General features: G+C 71.8%; 15 protein-coding genes. 7 read left to right on the forward strand and 8 right to left on the reverse strand.

Features of this window, described 5'->3' with window-relative positions; genetic code table 11:
• The 4 genes from JGS39_RS34190 to JGS39_RS34205 all read right to left on the reverse strand — a co-directional run.
• On the reverse strand, window positions 1–593 hold a 593-nt coding region (locus JGS39_RS34190), incomplete at its 3' end, for an ABC transporter ATP-binding protein (protein ID WP_219573639.1).
• Window positions 590–1,630: an ABC transporter permease gene (locus tag JGS39_RS34195; RefSeq protein ID WP_306069377.1), complete on the reverse strand. Its 1,041-nt coding sequence runs from the start codon at window positions 1,628–1,630 to the stop codon at window positions 590–592. The genes JGS39_RS34195 and JGS39_RS34190, both read right to left, overlap by 4 nt.
• The gene (locus JGS39_RS34200; protein ID WP_219573640.1) at window positions 1,617–2,585 is read right to left on the reverse strand and encodes an ABC transporter permease; all 969 of its coding nucleotides are present in this window, start codon (window positions 2,583–2,585) and stop codon (window positions 1,617–1,619) included. Before JGS39_RS34200 ends, JGS39_RS34195 begins: the two co-directional genes overlap by 14 nt.
• A gap of 157 nt (window positions 2,586–2,742) precedes the next feature.
• Window positions 2,743–4,362, reverse strand: a complete 1,620-nt coding sequence (locus tag JGS39_RS34205) for an ABC transporter substrate-binding protein (RefSeq protein ID WP_219573641.1) — start codon at window positions 4,360–4,362, stop codon at window positions 2,743–2,745.
• Between the two features lie 335 nt (window positions 4,363–4,697).
• Here JGS39_RS34205 and casG point away from each other — a divergent pair, with 335 nt between their 5' ends.
• Entirely contained in the window at window positions 4,698–6,353 is a 1,656-nt protein-coding gene (gene casG, locus JGS39_RS34210) for a steroid-24-oyl-CoA synthetase (RefSeq protein WP_219573642.1), read from the forward strand.
• Between the two features lie 65 nt (window positions 6,354–6,418).
• On the opposite strand, the gene JGS39_RS34215 is transcribed toward casG, so the two are convergent.
• A complete protein-coding gene (locus JGS39_RS34215; RefSeq protein ID WP_219573643.1) occupies window positions 6,419–7,195 on the reverse strand; it encodes an SDR family oxidoreductase in 777 nt (258 codons plus the stop codon).
• A 101-nt stretch (window positions 7,196–7,296) separates the two neighbouring features.
• Entirely contained in the window at window positions 7,297–7,914 is a 618-nt protein-coding gene (locus JGS39_RS34220; protein WP_219573644.1) for a TetR/AcrR family transcriptional regulator, read from the reverse strand.
• Between the two features lie 206 nt (window positions 7,915–8,120).
• Between JGS39_RS34220 and JGS39_RS34225 the strand changes: the two genes are divergently transcribed.
• Together JGS39_RS34225 and JGS39_RS34230 are read left to right on the forward strand one after the other, a co-directional pair.
• Window positions 8,121–8,996: a TIGR03619 family F420-dependent LLM class oxidoreductase gene (locus JGS39_RS34225; RefSeq protein WP_219573645.1), complete on the forward strand. Its 876-nt coding sequence runs from the start codon at window positions 8,121–8,123 to the stop codon at window positions 8,994–8,996.
• Window positions 8,993–9,484 (forward strand): nuclear transport factor 2 family protein, encoded by a 492-nt coding sequence (locus tag JGS39_RS34230; protein WP_219573646.1) that lies wholly within the window; start codon window positions 8,993–8,995, stop codon window positions 9,482–9,484. The genes JGS39_RS34225 and JGS39_RS34230 overlap by 4 nt, the downstream gene beginning before the upstream one ends.
• Window positions 9,485–9,541: 57 nt before the next feature.
• On the opposite strand, the gene JGS39_RS34235 is transcribed toward JGS39_RS34230, so the two are convergent.
• Window positions 9,542–10,462 carry an SDR family oxidoreductase gene (locus tag JGS39_RS34235; protein ID WP_219573647.1) on the reverse strand — a complete coding sequence of 307 codons (921 nt, stop codon included), beginning with the start codon at window positions 10,460–10,462 and terminating at the stop codon, window positions 9,542–9,544.
• Between the two features lie 147 nt (window positions 10,463–10,609).
• On the opposite strand from JGS39_RS34235, the gene JGS39_RS34240 reads away from it, so the two are divergent.
• From JGS39_RS34240 to JGS39_RS34255, 4 genes are all read left to right on the forward strand, one after another.
• Window positions 10,610–11,365, forward strand: a complete 756-nt coding sequence (locus tag JGS39_RS34240; protein ID WP_219573648.1) for an enoyl-CoA hydratase family protein — start codon at window positions 10,610–10,612, stop codon at window positions 11,363–11,365.
• A 14-nt stretch (window positions 11,366–11,379) separates the two neighbouring features.
• A complete protein-coding gene (locus JGS39_RS34245; RefSeq protein WP_148015585.1) occupies window positions 11,380–12,228 on the forward strand; it encodes a CoA transferase subunit A in 849 nt (282 codons plus the stop codon).
• The gene (locus JGS39_RS34250) at window positions 12,225–13,004 is read left to right on the forward strand and encodes a CoA-transferase subunit beta (protein WP_219573649.1); all 780 of its coding nucleotides are present in this window, start codon (window positions 12,225–12,227) and stop codon (window positions 13,002–13,004) included. Before JGS39_RS34245 ends, JGS39_RS34250 begins: the two co-directional genes overlap by 4 nt.
• 68 nt (window positions 13,005–13,072) lie before the next feature.
• The gene (locus tag JGS39_RS34255; protein ID WP_236064404.1) at window positions 13,073–14,065 is read left to right on the forward strand and encodes an NAD(P)H-dependent flavin oxidoreductase; all 993 of its coding nucleotides are present in this window, start codon (window positions 13,073–13,075) and stop codon (window positions 14,063–14,065) included.
• A gap of 15 nt (window positions 14,066–14,080) precedes the next feature.
• On the opposite strand, the gene JGS39_RS34260 is transcribed toward JGS39_RS34255, so the two are convergent.
• The gene (locus tag JGS39_RS34260) at window positions 14,081–14,905 is read right to left on the reverse strand and encodes an alpha/beta fold hydrolase (protein WP_236064403.1); all 825 of its coding nucleotides are present in this window, start codon (window positions 14,903–14,905) and stop codon (window positions 14,081–14,083) included.
• Window positions 14,906–15,032 lie beyond the last annotated feature (127 nt).

The raw sequence follows: 15,032 nt of genomic DNA on the forward strand, positions 1-15,032 counted from the left end.
GGTTCGTCGGCGATGAGCAGGCGCGGACCGCAGGCCAGGGCCATGGCGATGACGACGCGCTGGCGCATGCCGCCGGAGAGCTCGTGCGGATACTGGCGGGCCCGCCGGGCGGGTTCGGGGATGCCCACCTGACGGAGCAGGTCGACGGCGCGGTCCCGGGCCTCGGCGCGGCTCGGGCCGAGGTGGGCGCGGAGGCTCTCGGACAGGTGTGTGCCGACCTTCTTCACCGGGTTCAGTGAGGTCATCGGGTCCTGGAAGACCATGGCGACCTCGGTGCCCCACAAGGCTCTGCGGCCCGACGGGCTCAGCGCGTGGACGTCCTTGCCGCCGAGCAGGACGGTTCCGGAGACGGTGGTGCCGGGGCCGTCGGTGATCAGGCCCATCAGGGTGCGGCCGAGCACCGACTTGCCCGAGCCGGACTCGCCGACGATGCCGAGGGTCTCGCCCTCGGACAGCGAAAGGCTGACTCCGTCGACGGCCTGTACGGGGCCGCGCGGTGTGTGGAAGGCGGTGCGTACGCCGGTGGCGTTCAGCAGCGCGGACGCGTCGGGGCCGGCGGGCGCCGTGCCGTCGGGCGGCGGTGTGGTGGTCACAGTTTCACGCTCCGGGAGTCCCAGCGCCCGCGAGCCTTCTCGCCGACGATGTTGAAGGCGAAGACGGTGAGGAAGAGGAACGCACCCGGTACGAGCACGATGTGCGGGTGATCCTCGAAGACCCGCCCCTCCCCTTCCGCGATCATGTTTCCCCAGGTGGGCTCGGGCGGCTGGATGCCGAGCCCCAGGAAGCTGAGCGAGGCCTCGGCGACGATGAGGACCGAGATCATCACCACCGCCAGGGACAGCAGCGGCAGCAGGACGTTGGGCAGCAGTTCGCGCAGCATGATCCGGGTGCGGGTGGCACCCATGGCGCGGGCGGCGACGACGAACTCCCGGTTGGCGTAGGCCATGGTGGTGGCGCGGGCGAGCCGCACCATGCCGGGGATGGTGAGGAGGGCCAGCGAGAGGGCGACATTGCGCAGATGCGGCTCCAGCACGGTGGCCAGGGCGATGAGCAGGATCAGCGGGGGAACGGCGAGCAGCGAGTTGGTGGCGATGCCCACCGCCCGGTCGACGCTCTTCCGGAAGTAGCCGGCCACCATGCCGATCGCGCCGCCGAGGACGGTGCCGACGGCGACCGCGGACAGCGAGATGACCAGCGAGGACCGCGCCCCGTACAGGGACCGGGCGAGCAGGTCGAGACCGAAGCCGTTCGTGCCGAGGGGGTTGGCCCCGGTGAACGTCGGGGTGGCGAAGGCCGGTTCGAGGACGGTGCTCGCGACGTCGCGGTCCTCTCCGAGAGGCAGCCACGGGGCGAACAGGATCGCGAGGCCGAGCAGGACGAGCCAGCCCGCGCCGAACCAGAACACCACGTCGAAGCCGGGGCCGGACCAGATCCTGCCGAGCCTGGACGCTCCGGCGAACGCCGTACCGAGGCCCAGGAGGGCGATGGCCGCCTTGACGGGCGTCACGAGTTGGGCTGTGGTCGCGCCGAACCCCAGCAGGACGAGGCCGACGGCGGTGAGGGTCAGGGCGGTGAGCAGGGGCGGTGGGAAGGCGGCCCGCGTGCGCGGGGCGATGTCAGATATGGACACGTCGCGTCCTCGGGTCGAGGTAGCCGTAGGAGAGGTCGATGCCGGCGTTGATCACCACGTAGATGACGGCGATGGTGAGTACGGCGCCCTGGACCATCGGGTAGTCGCCCTGGCCCGCGGCGTTGACGACGAGGGTGCCCATGCCGGGCAGCCCGAAGAGGTACTCGACGACGACGGTGCTGCCGATGAGCCGGCCGAGGCTGAGCCCGAGCAGGGTGACCAGGGAGAAGGAGGACGGGCGCAGGGCGTCGGTGAACAGGATGCGCAGCGGGTTCATGCCCTTGGCGCGGGCGGCGAGGATGTAGTCCTCCCGCAGGGTCACGATGAGGTCGCCGCGCAACACCCGGGTGAACATGGCGAGTTCGGCCAGCGCCACGGTCAGCGCCGGCAGGAAGGCGTGGTGCAGGTTGCCCAGCAGGTCGCCGTCGCCGAGCCGGATCCATTCGGAACGCGGGAACAGGCCGGCCGAGTTGACCAGGAGCATGATCAGCAGCAGCCCGGCGAGGAAGCCGGGCACGGAGAGCACCCCGAAGGTGCCGGCGCCGATGATCCGGTCGGCGGCCGAGTTCTCCCGGTACGCCGACCACATGGCCAGCGGCACGGCGATCAGCAGGGCGATGAGCAGGCCGAGGGCGGCTGTCTCGAAGCTGACGGGCAGCGCGGACATGACGCGGTCGGTGACGTCGCTCTGCGGCGGTACGACGGACTGGCCCAGGTCCCCGGTGAGGACACCGCCCAGCCAGTCGAGGTAGCGGGTGACCAGGGACTGGTCGAGGCCGAGTTCCGTGCGGAGCTCGGCGTACTCGGCGGGCAACCGGCCGCCCCCGAGAATGTCGACGGCGGGGTCGCCGGGCAGCAGGACGACCAGGGAGAAGACCCCGATGCTCGCGATGAGGAGCACGCCCACGAGTTCCAGGACTTTGAGGGCCGGTCGGCGCAGCGCAGCGAAACTCATGGGTTCCTCCAGATCTGCCCGGTGGCGGTACACGGGTCTACGGAATGCGCACCACGGTGCGGTGGGGCCAGGGGCGGACGGGCGGGCCGGCCCGGTCCGGTGTCCCGGTGGGCGGGAGCGCTCCGGGTACCGGCGGGGCCGGCCGGACCTCGGGACGTCACTTGCTGATCCAGGCCTCACCGAAGAGGGTCATGTACTCGTCGGTGGGCACGACACCGTGGACCTTCCTGCCCCAGGCGGTGAAGGCCGCGCTCGCCCCCAGGTTCACCAGGGGGACGTCGTCGTTGAACAGGGTCTGGACCTCGTCGAGGACCTTCTGGGTCTCGGCATCGCTCGCCGCCGCCTGGAGCCGGACCAGCAGGGCGTCCATCTCGGGGTTGGCGTACCCGCCGGGGTTTCCGTAACTCGTCGAGTTCAGGACGCTCTGGAGGCGGTGGTACGGGTCGCTCTCGGAGATGCTCGCCGCACCACGGCTGATGTCGAAGTCGTGCTCCACGTAGGTCTTCGACGTCCGGTCGGCGATCGAGGAGACCAGGTCGAGCTTCACGGTGAAACCGACGCGTTCCAGCATCGCCTTGGTGACGACGCCCTTGGCCCTGGCGACGGGGTCGGTGCCGTCCATGTAGGTGACCGTGCCGTCGTAACCGTCCTTCTTGGCCTCGGCCAGCAGCTTCTTCGCCCGGTCGAGGTCCACGCCCAGGGGTTTCACCTGGGAGCGCAGGCGCGATTCCGGCGGGAAGATCTCCTTTCCGGGCAGGCCCTTGCCGTTGTAGGCGCGTTCGGTGTCGAGCTCCGGGTCGAGGGCCAGGGCCATCGCCTTGCGGACGCGCAGGTCGGCGCCGGGCCGGTCCTTGCGAGTGTTGATGACGACCATGTTGCCGAGGCCGGTGAGGGTCAGCTCGCCGGGGTGGCCGGCCTTCACCGCTTCGTCCACGACATCGGGGCTGCGCATGTACGTCAGGTCGGCGCTGCCGTCCTCGAGCGCCTCCAGTTTGGCGCGGTCGGACTGCGGCCAGGTGAAACGGAGAGCGTCGAGATGGGGCCTGCCCTTGAAGTAGTTCTTGTTGGCCTTGAGGACCATCTCCTCCTGGGGGGCGTACTTGCCCAGGACGAAGGGGCCGGCCCCGATGGGCTCGAACGTCTTCCCCGCGTACGCGGCGGGGGCCACGATCATGCCGGGCGCCTGGGCGAGCATCGCGGGGAACGTCGCCCAGGAGTTGCGGAGGGTGAACACGACGGTGGAGTCGTCGGTCGCCTCGGTCTTCGCCAGGTTCGGCGCGAGCAGCGCGGTGTCGGCGCCCTTGTTCTGCTGGTACCAGGCGATGGAGGCGGTCACGGCGTCGGCGTCGAGCGGGGTGCCGTCGGAGAACTTCACCCCGTCGCGGAGCTTCAGCGTCCACGTCTTCTTGTCGCCGCTGCTCCGCAGGGACTCGGCGAGCTGGGGTTCGTACTTCTTTGCCGCGGTGTCGTACCGCATCAGCACGTCGTACACGGCGGCGAGCGCCGAACCTCCGGAGGCTCCGGTGGCGTAGGTGACAGCAGGGCTGAGACTGCGGGCCTCGGCGTAGTCGGCGATGCGCAGGGTGCCGCCGTCGACGGGGGCGCCGCCGTCCGGCTGGTCGCCGATGAGCCCGAAGGTGTAACGGCCGCGTTCGGTCTTCTGCGTCTTCGCGCCGTCGGTCTTCCCGGCATCGGACGCTACGCACGCCGAGGTGAGCGTCGCCGCGACGGCCAGGGTGGCGGCGAGGCGGACTCGCGGCCGTGGTGCTCGCTTCATTTCTTCCTCCATGAGCCCGGGCCGGTCGGACCGGTGCCGGAAGGTGGGAAAGACGGGTGCCTGAAGGCAGGTGGCACCCGGGGCAGCAAAGCCCGGGGGCCGGAGCAGGTGGGGGGACGCTACGGCCGTCGAAATCCGGCCGACGTGACCTATCCCACTCACCGGGAACCGTGTGCCGCCCGCTCCGGGCACCTGTCGCCACCGTTGTCGCCGGGTCATCGCCGTGAAACGGTGTCCCAGTGACCGGAATCAGCCATGAAACGAAGGTCCGGCACTGCTGACACTGATCTCGACCGCGATCCCAGTGGAGTTCGAGACGCACCAGGAGTCACCTGATGTCCAGCGATACGGATCACCCCCCGGCCACTCCCGCCGGGGCGGCCGAGATCATGGGCCGGCTCACCGGCCCGGGCGCCCGGTTCGAGCTGTCCGAGGCCGACGTGCTGGGGACCCGGCTGCCGGTGTTCACCCACCGGCAGCATGCTCTGCACGAGGTGCTGCACGCGTCCGTAGCCCATGCCGACCGTGAGTACATCGTCACCGCGGACCGGCGGATCACCTTCGCCGAACACGCCGCCCAGGTCGCCTCGCTGGCTCAGGTGCTGCGGGAGGAGTACGGCATCGCCGAGGGCGACCGGGTGGCGATCGCCGCCGCCAACTCCCCCGAGTGGATCCAGACGTTCTGGGCCACGGTCTCGATCGGCGCGGTGGCCGTCGGGTTCAACGCCTGGTGGTCGGCGAGGGAGATGGCGTACGGCATCGAGAACGCGGAGCCGGCGCTGGTGGTCGCCGATGCCAGGCAGTCGGCGAAGCTGGCCGACTGCGCGGTGCCGGTGCTGTCCGTCGAGGACGACATCAGCCGCTTCGTCGCGGCCCGCCCCGACGCACCGCTGCCGTCCGCGGGTGTCGCCGAGGACGACCCGGCCGTCATCCTCTACACCTCGGGTACCTCGGGCCGCCCCAAGGGCGCGGTGCACACCCATCGCAACCTGCTGGCCGTCGTCGAGTACCACCGTCTCAACGACGCGCTGTTCCACGAGTTCGGTGACCCGCTGTCGGCCGAGGACCGCGTCTATCTGCTGACGCTGCCGCTGTTCCATATCGCGAGCCTGCACAATCTGGCCGTGCCCAGGCTCGCCACCGGCAGCAGGATCGCCCTGCACCAGGGCAGGTTCGACGTGGACGCCATCCTCGGCATTGTCGAGCGCGAGCGGGTCACCAACTGGGGTGCGGTGCCGACCATGGCCCACCGGATGCTCGAACACGGCGGGGCGCACCGCTACGACACGTCCTCGCTGACGGCCTTCGCGCTGGCCTCCGCGCCGTCGTCGACCGCGTTCAAGGAGCAGTTGCGCCAGAACCTGCCGTTCGCGAAGGACTCGCTGGTGGACAGCTACGGGCTGACCGAGACGTGTACGGCCGTGGCGGCGGCGAACCCGCAGGAGCTGGCGACCGCGCCCGGCACACTGGGCCGGCCCGTCACCGGCGTACGGCTGGAGATCCGCGACCCGGCCGGTGAGGTGCTCGGCGAGGGCGAGGAGGGTGAGGTCTGCGTCCGCAGCCAGTTCAACATGCTGGGCTACTGGCGCAACCCCGAGGCCACCGCCGGAGCCATCGACGCGGACCGCTGGCTGCGCACCGGGGACCTGGGGCAGTTGCGGGAGGGGCGGCTGTATCTCAGCAGCCGGCGCTCCGATCTGATCATTCGCGGTGGCGAGAACGTCTATCCGGCCGAGATCGAGACGGTCCTCATGGAGCACCCGGACGTCCGGGAGTGCCTGGTGCTGGGGGTGCCGCATCCCGATCTCGGGCAGGAGGTGGCCGCTGTCGTGGTGCTCGTGCCGGGCGCGACGACGACGCCGCAGAAGCTGCGGGAGTTCGCGGCGGCCGAACTGGCCTACTTCAAGGTTCCCAAGCAGTGGCGGCTGACCGCGGACGCGCTGCCGCGCAACGCGACCGGCAAGGTGATCCGGACCAAGGTCCGCGTCTGACAGGGCCGGCGGACGTACGCACGGTGCCCCGGCCGCGACTGCGGCCGGGGCACCGTGCGTACGTCTCAGAAATCGGCCGGCCCGCGCAGGGCCGCCTCGGCTCCTCCGTCGACGTACACCACCTGCCCGGTGATGTGGCTGTTTCCCTCGGAAGCCAGGAACAGCACGGCCCGTGCGACGTCCTCGGGCTTCAAATAGCCGTTGAGCGGCATCGGTACCGCCGCGTCCATGACCTTCTTCATCTCCGGGTCGTCGAAGAGTCCCGCGCTCATCGGGGTCAGGACGATGCCGGGCGCGACGACGTTCACGGGAATGCCGGCGTCGGCCCAGCCGTCGGCGACGGCGGTGCGCCGCGCCCACTGCGCGAGCGCCGCCTTGGACGAGGGATACAGCTGCCGCGCGCGGCCTTCGGCCACGGCCCGCTCCGCGTGCTCCAGGGCCGTGGCCTCGTCGCCGGCGAGACAGGCGGCGACGACCTCCGGGTCATGGGGCTGGGTGCCGGAGATCGAGCCGATGGCCACGACCCGGGGCCGCTCGGCCGCGGCGAGGGCCGGTCGCAGCGCTGTCAGGAACTCGGTGGTGCCGAAGTAGTTGACGGTGACCATCGCGGTCCCCGGCACGGAGGTGCCCGCGCAGGTGACGACCGCGTCCACCACACCGCCTGCCGCCTCGACGACGGCCGCCGCGGCTGCGGCGCGGCCCTCGGGCGTGGACAGGTCGGCGTCGATCTCGCCGCCCCGGAGGTCCACGCCGGTCACGCGGTCCCCCTGGGCCCGGAACAAATTGGTGAGAGCGGCACCGATCCCGGAACCGGATCCGGTGACGACGACATTACGCGGCATGAGTACTCCTCGGTGGGTCGGGGCTGCTGGCCCCGGCACCGTAGGAGTTTCGATGCGGGATCCGGGCCGGCCGTCCCGCTGACCGGACGCGGGGCGCGGTGTCAGGGGCGCCGTTCGGCGAGGACCGGGCCGAGGAGGAGGCGGCAGGCCAGCCGGATGCCGTCCTGCGCCGCCTCGGCCGAGGAACGCTCGTACAGGACGGTGGTGAGCAGGCCGTACCAGGCCTGCTCCAGGATGCGGACCACGCGCCGGTCCTGCTCGCCGGGATCGGTCACCCCGGCCGTGCGCAGGACCAGGTCCACGAGGATCTCGTCCGTGCGGCGGACCGCGCTGCCCCCGCCGACGTGGGAGACGTTGTTGGACTGGAGCATCGCCAGGGCCAGCAGCGGCTGTTCGAAGAGCTGCCGGCTCGCCCCGGTGAGCAGCTCGCTCACCGCTTCCACCGGGCCGGTGCCCGGCCGTGGTGGCGGAGCCCCGGCGTCGAGGCGGCCCACCTGGTCGTGGAGGACGGCGGCGAACAGATGGGGCTTGGAAGGGAAGTAGCGGTACAGGGTGGCGATCGCGACGCCGGACCGCCGGGCCACGTCGTGCATCTGCACGCCTTCGAGGCCGTGTACGGCTCCGAGGTGCGCCGCGGCCCGCAGGATGCGGGCGTAGCGCCGGCGCTGGTTGGCCGAGGTGGGATGCGCGGGGGTTCTCTCGCAGTTCGTTCGGGGCACGGTACTGACGTCCTTCCGCCGGCCGCCGATGTTCTCGTGTGCCGCACCTGGCCGGTGGGCGTCGTTCCGTTGAGTGGGACCCGGCCGCAGGCCCCGTCCGTCCCGGTGGGCCTCCCGCCCACCGGGACGGGGCCTGCGCGGGCCGGGGCGGAGGTCTTGGATGGACGCTCCCGTTCCATCCCGTTCCGCCCGAGAGAGGTGTCCCCATGCGGCTCGGCATCAACAGTCCCGTCGTCACGGCCGTCCCCGGCGTCCATTCCCCCTGGGAGCGTGCCGCCGGCATCGAGGAGCTGGGGGCGGTCGCCGAGACGGCGGACCGGCTCGGCTTCGACCATCTGACCTGTTCGGAGCATGTGGCGGTGCCCGTGGACATCGCCGGACAGCGCGGCGGCACGTACTGGGACCCGCTGTCCGTCTTCGGGTATCTCGCGGCCCGGACCGACCGGATCCGGTTCGCCACGCAGGTCCTGGTGCTCGGCTACCACCATCCGCTGGAGATAGCGAAGCGCTACGGCACGCTGGACCGCGTCTGTGGTGGGCGGGTCGTCCTGGGGCTCGGTGTGGGCAGTCTGGAGGAGGAGTTCCAGCTGCTCGGGGCCGCCTTCGAGGGCCGGGGCGCGATCGCCGACGACGCCCTCGCGGCACTGCGGGCGTCGCTGTCCCGGCGCGAACCCGCCTACCACGGAGAGCACTTCGACTACGAGGGGCTCGTCGTGGAACCGCACGCGGTGCAGGACCGGGTGCCGCTGTGGATCGGTGGCCGCACCCCGCGTTCGCTGCGCCGGGCGGTGGCGTACGGGGACGGCTGGGTGCCGTTCGGGCTGCCGCTGGAGCGGCTGGGCGAGATGGTCGGGGCCGCCTCGCTGCCCGACGGCTTCGAGGTGGTGCTGAGCGCGGGCCGCCCGCTCGATCCGTCGGGCGATCCGGACGGCGCGTCCGAGGCGTTGCGGAAGGTGTCCGCAGCCGGTGCCACCCTGGTCAGCGCGTCCCTGACCGCCGGGTCGGCGAGTCACTACGCCGAGCAGCTGGAGGCCCTCGCCGCGATCGCGGGCCTCACGGCGGGCGCGGAGGCACGGGTATGAGCGAGGACCGGCTCGCCGCGCTCGAAGCGCGGCTCGGGGCGCTGGAGGACGAGCGCGACATCGCCCGCACGATGGCCTCTTACGGGCCGCTGGTGGACGGGGGCGACGCGGAAGGCGTCGCGGCGCTGTGGGCGCCGGACGGGGTGTACGACATCGACGAGATCTTCCTCGCGGGCCGGGAGCGGATCCGTGAGATGGTCCGCTCCCCCGCGCACCAGGGCTGGATCCGGCACGGCTGCGCCCATGTCGTGGGCCCTGCGCACATCACGGTGGAGGGCGACGAGGCAGTGGCGGTGTGCCACTCGCTGATGATGGTGCACGAGTCGGGCCGCTACGTGGTGCGCCGGGCGACGGCCAACCACTGGCGGCTGCGCCGCACGCCGCACGGGTGGCAGGTCGTGACCCGGACCAATCGCATCCTGGACGGCCGCACGGAGTCCCCCGCACTCCTGGTCGCCGGGGTGCGGGGCGAGCCGGCCACTGCCTGAACTCCGCGGCCCGCACGGGGTGGTGGCCGGACGGCCGCCGCCCCGTGCCGCGCCGTGTCAGGAGGCGCCGTACACCGGCTGCGGGGTCTCGGCCGCGGCCAGCAGCCCGGTCACCGCCTCTCCGGCCTCGGCCGGGGTCCAGCGGGCGCCCTTGTCGGCGGTGGGCCCGGGCCGCCAGCCCTCCATCACGGTGATCCGCCCGGCCTCGGTCTCGAAGACCCGGCCGCTCACCCCGGCGGACGCGGCGGAGCCCAGCCAGACGACGAGCGGCGAGACGTTCTCCGGGGCCATCGCGTCGAAGGCCCCCTCGCCGGGTGCGGCCATCGTCTCGGCGAACGTCGCCTCGGTCATCCGGGTCCGGGCGGCCGGGGCGATCGCGTTGACCTGCACCCCGTAGCGGCCCATCTCGGCGGCGGCGACCAGGGTCAGCCCCACGATGCCCGCCTTGGCGGCCGCGTAGTTTCCCTGGCCGACGCTGCCCAGCAGCCCGGCACCGGAACTGGTGTTGACGACCCGGGCGGCCGGCGTCCGGCCCGCCTTGGCCTCGGCGCGCCAGTGCGCCGCCGCGTGCCTGAGCGGCAGGAAGTGCCCCTTGAGGTGGACGCGCATCACGGCGTCCCAGTCGTCCTCGTCCAGGTTGACCAGCATCCGGTCGCGGAGGAATCCGGCGTTGTTGACGAGCGTGTCGAGGCGGCCGAAGGAGTCCAGCGCGGCGGCGACGAGGGAGGCGGCGCCCTCGGAGGTGGCGATGTCACCGTTGTGGGCGACCGCCTCGCCTCCGGCGGCGCGGATCTCCTTCACGACCTGCTGGGCGGGGCCGGTGCCCGAGCCGGAGCCGTCGAGGCCCACCCCCAGGTCGTTGACGACGACTTTCGCGCCCTCGGCGGCGAGGGCCAGGGCGTGGGCGCGGCCGAGTCCACGGCCGGCGCCGGTGACGACGGCGACGCGTCCGGCGCACAGGGCGGTCGGTGAGGTCATGAGGAGTGTCCTTTCGACGGACGGCGAGCAGCGGAGCCGGTACGGCCGCCGGTACCACTGAGTGGCATGACACCCTCCCGCGGCGTTCGTATCGCTGCTACCTTTTGGCCCTAACAAACGTTTGGTGGAAAGGTAGCTGATCTGCTCATGGGTGTCTCCACCTCCGTCCCACGCGAGGGCGTCGCCCTCGTCACCGTGGACTTCCCTCCGGTCAACGCCCTTCCCGTACAGGGCTGGTACGACCTGGCCGCGGCGGTCGGGGCCGCCGGGGCCGACCCGGACATCCGCTGCGTCGTGCTCGCCGCCGAGGGGCGCGGTTTCAACGCGGGCGTGGACATCAAGGAGATGCAGCGCGCGACCGGACCCGAGGCGCTGATCGGCGCCAACCGGGGCTGCTTCGAGGCGTTCGCGGCCGTCTACGAGTGCGAGGTCCCGGTGGTCGCCGCCGTGCAGGGCTTCTGCCTGGGCGGCGGCATCGGCCTGGTGGGCAACGCGGACGTGATCGTGGCGGCCGAGGACGCGACCTTCGGTCTGCCCGAACTGGACCGCGGCGCGCTCGGCGCCGCCACACACCTGGCCCGACTGGTCCCGCAGCACCTGATGCGGACCCTCTACTACACCTCGCGCACCGTGACCGCGGAGGAACTGCACCGGCACGGCTCGGTGTTCGACGTCGTGCCCCGCGAGCGGCTCGCCGGGGCCGCCCTGGAACTGGCCGGGGAGATCGCCGCCAAGGACGGCTATCTGATCCGGCTGGCCAAGGCCGCCATCAACGGCATCGATCCCGTCGACGTACGCCGCAGTTACCGCTTCGAGCAGGGCTTCACCTTCGAGGCCAACCTCAGTGGCGTCGCCGACCGTGTGCGCGACACCTTCGGCACGGACAAGGAGCAGCAGACGTGACACAGGACAAGACGATGACGGCCGACGATGTCGTCGGCCGGCTGGAGAGCGGGATGACGATCGGCATCGGCGGCTGGGGGTCGCGCCGCAAGCCGATGGCTCTGGTGCGGGCACTGCTGCGCTCGGACGTCACCGACCTGACCGTGGTGTCGTACGGCGGCCCGGACGTGGGTCTGCTCGCGGCGGCGGGGAAGATCCGCAAACTGGTCGCGGCCTTCGGGACGCTCGACTCGATACCGCTGGAGCCGCACTTCACCGCGGCCCGGCAGCGCGGCGCCTTCGAGATGGTCGAGATGGACGAGGCGATGATGATGTGGAGCCTGACGGCGGGCGCGCAGCGGCTGCCGTTCATGCCGGTGCGCGCCGGGATGGGCTCGGACCTGATGGAGGTCAACCCCGCCCTGCGTACGGTCACCTCACCGTACGAGGACGGCGAGAAGCTGGTCGCCGCCCCGGCGCTCCGGCTGGACGCGGCCCTGGTTCACCTGAACCGTTCCGACGTACAGGGCAACGGGCAGTACCTGGGCCCCGACCCGTACTTCGACGACCTGTTCTGCGAGGCGGCCGACCAGGGTTTCGTCTCCTGCGAGCAGATCGTGGAGACGGCGGACCTGCTGAAGGAGCACGGGCCGCAGACACTGCTGATCAAGCGGATGTTCGTGGACGGGGTCGTCGAGACGCCGAACGGCGCGCACTTCACTTCCTGTGTGCCCGACCACGACCGGGACGAGGCCTTCCAGCGCGCCTACGTCAAGGCCGCCCGCGACCCCGAGGCCTGGCCCGCCTTCGTCGAACGGTTCCTGTCCGGGGACGAAGCCGCCTACCAGGCCGCCGTCACCGCGTTCCACCAGGAGGAAGCATGAGCGGCACCGAGACCACCGGCATCCAGGCACCGAGCCGCGCCGAGTACTGCGTGGTGGCCTGCGCGGAGGCCTGGCGGGACGCGGGCGAGATCCTCGCCAGCCCCATGGGAACCGTCCCGGCCATCGGTGCGCGCCTGGCGCGGCTGACCTTCTCGCCCGAGCTGCTGCTGACGGACGGGGAGGCGCTGCTGATCGCCGACACGCCCGCGGTGGGGGCGACGGCGGGGAGCATCGAAGGCTGGCTGCCGTTCCGCCAGCACCTGACGCTGACCGCCACGGGCCGCCGGCACGTGATGATGGGCGCCAGCCAGATCGACCGGCACGGCAATCAGAACATCTCCTGCATCGGCGACTGGGCCAGGCCCGCGCGCCAGCTGCTCGGGGTGCGCGGCGCTCCCGTCAACACCCTCAACAACCCGACGAGTTACTGGGTGCCCAAGCACTCGGCGCGGGTGTTCGTGGAGCATGTCGACATGGTCAGCGGAGTCGGTTACGACCGTGCGGCCGCGGCCGGTCCCTCCGCGACGCGCTTCCACCGCATCCCCGAAGTCGTCAGCAACCTGGGCGTCTTCGACTTCGAGACCCCCGACCGGACGATGCGGCTGCGCTCCCTGCACCCCGGCGTGAGCCTCGAACAGGTCACCGGGGCCACAGGGTTCGCCCTCACGGTCCCCGACGAGGTCCCGTTCACACGGGAGCCCACGGCGGCCGAACTCCGGCTGATCCGTGAGGTCATCGACCCCAAGGGGCTGCGCGAGCGCGAGGTCCCGGCGTGAGCCCCGCGCCGTTTGCCACCGCGCTCACCGAGCTGACCGGGGTGCGGTACCCGATCGTGCAGACCGGGATGGGATGGGTGGCCGGCCCCCGGCTGGTGTCGGCCTCCGCGAACGCGGGGGCGCTGGGCATCCTGGCCTCCGCGACGATGACCGTCGAGCAGCTCCACGCTGCGGTCCGCGAGGTCAAGTCCCGTACGGACGCGCCGTTCGGCGTCAATCTGCGGGCGGACGCGGGCGACGCGGGCGAGCGGGTCCGGATCATCATCGACGAGGGGGTCAAGGTGGCGTCCTTCGCGCTCGCCCCGTCCAAGGACCTGATCGCCCGGCTCAAGGACGCCGGCGTCGTCGTCATCCCCTCCATCGGTGCCCGCCGGCACGCGGAGAAGGTCGCCGCGTGGGGGGCCGACGCGGTGATGGTGCAGGGCGGCGAGGGCGGCGGCCACACGGGCGAGGTGGCCACCACCGTGCTGCTCCCCCAGGTGGTGGACGCCGTCGGCATCCCCGTGATCGCGGCGGGCGGCTTCCACGACGGCCGCGGCCTGGTCGCCGCACTGGCCTACGGCGCGGCCGGGATCGGCATGGGCACCCGCTTCCTGCTCACCTCCGACAGCACCGTCCCCGACGCGGTGAAGGCGAAGTACCTGGCCGCCACCGTGAAGGACGTCACGGTCACCACACAGGTGGACGGCCTGCCGCACCGGATGCTCCGTACCGCCATGGTCGACTCCCTGGAGCGTTCCGGCCGCGCCGCCTCACTGCTGCGGGCACTGCGGCACGCCTCGGCCTTCCGTAAGGAGTCCGGCGCGAGCTGGCCCCAGCTGGTCCGCGACGGGACAGCGATGAAACACGGCAAGGAACTGACCTGGAGCCAGGTACTCCTGGCCGCCAACACCCCGATGCTGCTGAAGGCCTCACTGGTCGAGGGGCGTACGGACATCGGGGTGATGGCCTCGGGGCAGGTGGCGGGCCTGATCGAGGACCTGCCGTCCTGTTCGGAGCTCGTCGAGCGGATCATGGACGAGGCAAGGGCGACACTGAAGGCGCTGCCCGATCCGTCCTGATGCGAACGAAAAGCCTCAGGCCCCCGGATTGCCGGCATGCGCCGCCGCGAAGCGCAGGAGCAGATCACTGGTCGCCTCCGGCGCTTCGAGCAGCGGTATGTGCCCGATGCCGGACAGCAGCTCGACCCTGCTGTCCGGCACCGCCTCGTACCGGTGCGCCGACGACGGCTCCCAGCGGGGGTCCGCATCGCCGAAGACCACCAGCAGCGGAACCTTCAGGGCGGCGAGCCGCTCGGGCACGTTCCGCTCGTCGACATAGGCGGTGTTGCACCGGGACACCGCCCGGAACGTGCGGTACGTGGTGCCCCGCACCCCGGCGACGAGGTCGTCCGGGATGTCCGCCTGGCGAACGGTCGTCGCCCTGATCCCGCCACGGATCGCCGCGTCCGAGCGGAGGGACCAGAGGAGCGGGCCGAAGGGCGGGCCCAGCAGGAGGCGGAGGATGGCCGGCTGCGGAAGGAGCGCGTCGAGACCCGGTCCGGTACTGATCAGAGCGAGGGAGCTCACGAGATCCGGGCGCGCTTCCGCGAGCGAGGTGGCGACGTAGCCGCCGCTGGAGTGCCCGGCCACGGCGACCCGACGAAGGCCGAGACCGTCGAGCAGCGCCGCCACCCGGCCCGCCTGCACGGGCACGTCGTACGACGCCGCGGGCGGGGACTGGCCGCAGCCGGGGAGATCGGTCCGGATGACATGGTGGCGGGCCGCGAGCGCCGGGATCATCGGGCCCCAGGTGCCGCCCGAGGCCCCCGATCCATGGATGAGCAACAGTGGCGGCCCCTGTTCCGGGCCGTCGTGGACCACGTGCATGCCGTGCGGGAGAACGGCGTCGAATTCACTCATGCCGGGATGATGCCGGGGCTGTCCGCCGTCGGTCTTGTACGAATGTCGTCGGGGCGGGGACGGCCGGGGACCGCCCGCCCGCGCCGTCAGGCCCAGTGGCCGAACGGTGGCCGGGCGGGGGCGGGGC

The organism is Streptomyces poriferorum, from assembly GCF_019399235.1.
Classification (GTDB): domain Bacteria; phylum Actinomycetota; class Actinomycetes; order Streptomycetales; family Streptomycetaceae; genus Streptomyces; species Streptomyces poriferorum.

Excerpts from the sequence above, each read along its gene's own strand:
- JGS39_RS34230 (WP_219573646.1), top strand. The coding sequence starts at position 8,993 with ATGAGCGAGGACCGGCTCGCCGCGCTCGAAGCGCGGCTCGGGGCGCTG.
- JGS39_RS34240 (WP_219573648.1), top strand. The coding sequence starts at position 10,610 with ATGGGTGTCTCCACCTCCGTCCCACGCGAGGGCGTCGCCCTCGTCACC.
- JGS39_RS34215 (WP_219573643.1), bottom strand. The coding sequence starts at position 7,195 with ATGCCGCGTAATGTCGTCGTCACCGGATCCGGTTCCGGGATCGGTGCC.
- JGS39_RS34245 (WP_148015585.1), top strand. The coding sequence starts at position 11,380 with ATGACGGCCGACGATGTCGTCGGCCGGCTGGAGAGCGGGATGACGATC.
- JGS39_RS34250 (WP_219573649.1), top strand. The coding sequence starts at position 12,225 with ATGAGCGGCACCGAGACCACCGGCATCCAGGCACCGAGCCGCGCCGAG.
- JGS39_RS34260 (WP_236064403.1), bottom strand. The coding sequence starts at position 14,905 with ATGAGTGAATTCGACGCCGTTCTCCCGCACGGCATGCACGTGGTCCAC.
- casG (WP_219573642.1), top strand. The coding sequence starts at position 4,698 with ATGTCCAGCGATACGGATCACCCCCCGGCCACTCCCGCCGGGGCGGCC.
- JGS39_RS34225 (WP_219573645.1), top strand. The coding sequence starts at position 8,121 with ATGCGGCTCGGCATCAACAGTCCCGTCGTCACGGCCGTCCCCGGCGTC.
- JGS39_RS34255 (WP_236064404.1), top strand. The coding sequence starts at position 13,073 with ATGGGATGGGTGGCCGGCCCCCGGCTGGTGTCGGCCTCCGCGAACGCG.
- JGS39_RS34200 (WP_219573640.1), bottom strand. The coding sequence starts at position 2,585 with ATGAGTTTCGCTGCGCTGCGCCGACCGGCCCTCAAAGTCCTGGAACTC.
- JGS39_RS34235 (WP_219573647.1), bottom strand. The coding sequence starts at position 10,462 with ATGACCTCACCGACCGCCCTGTGCGCCGGACGCGTCGCCGTCGTCACC.
- JGS39_RS34205 (WP_219573641.1), bottom strand. The coding sequence starts at position 4,362 with ATGAAGCGAGCACCACGGCCGCGAGTCCGCCTCGCCGCCACCCTGGCC.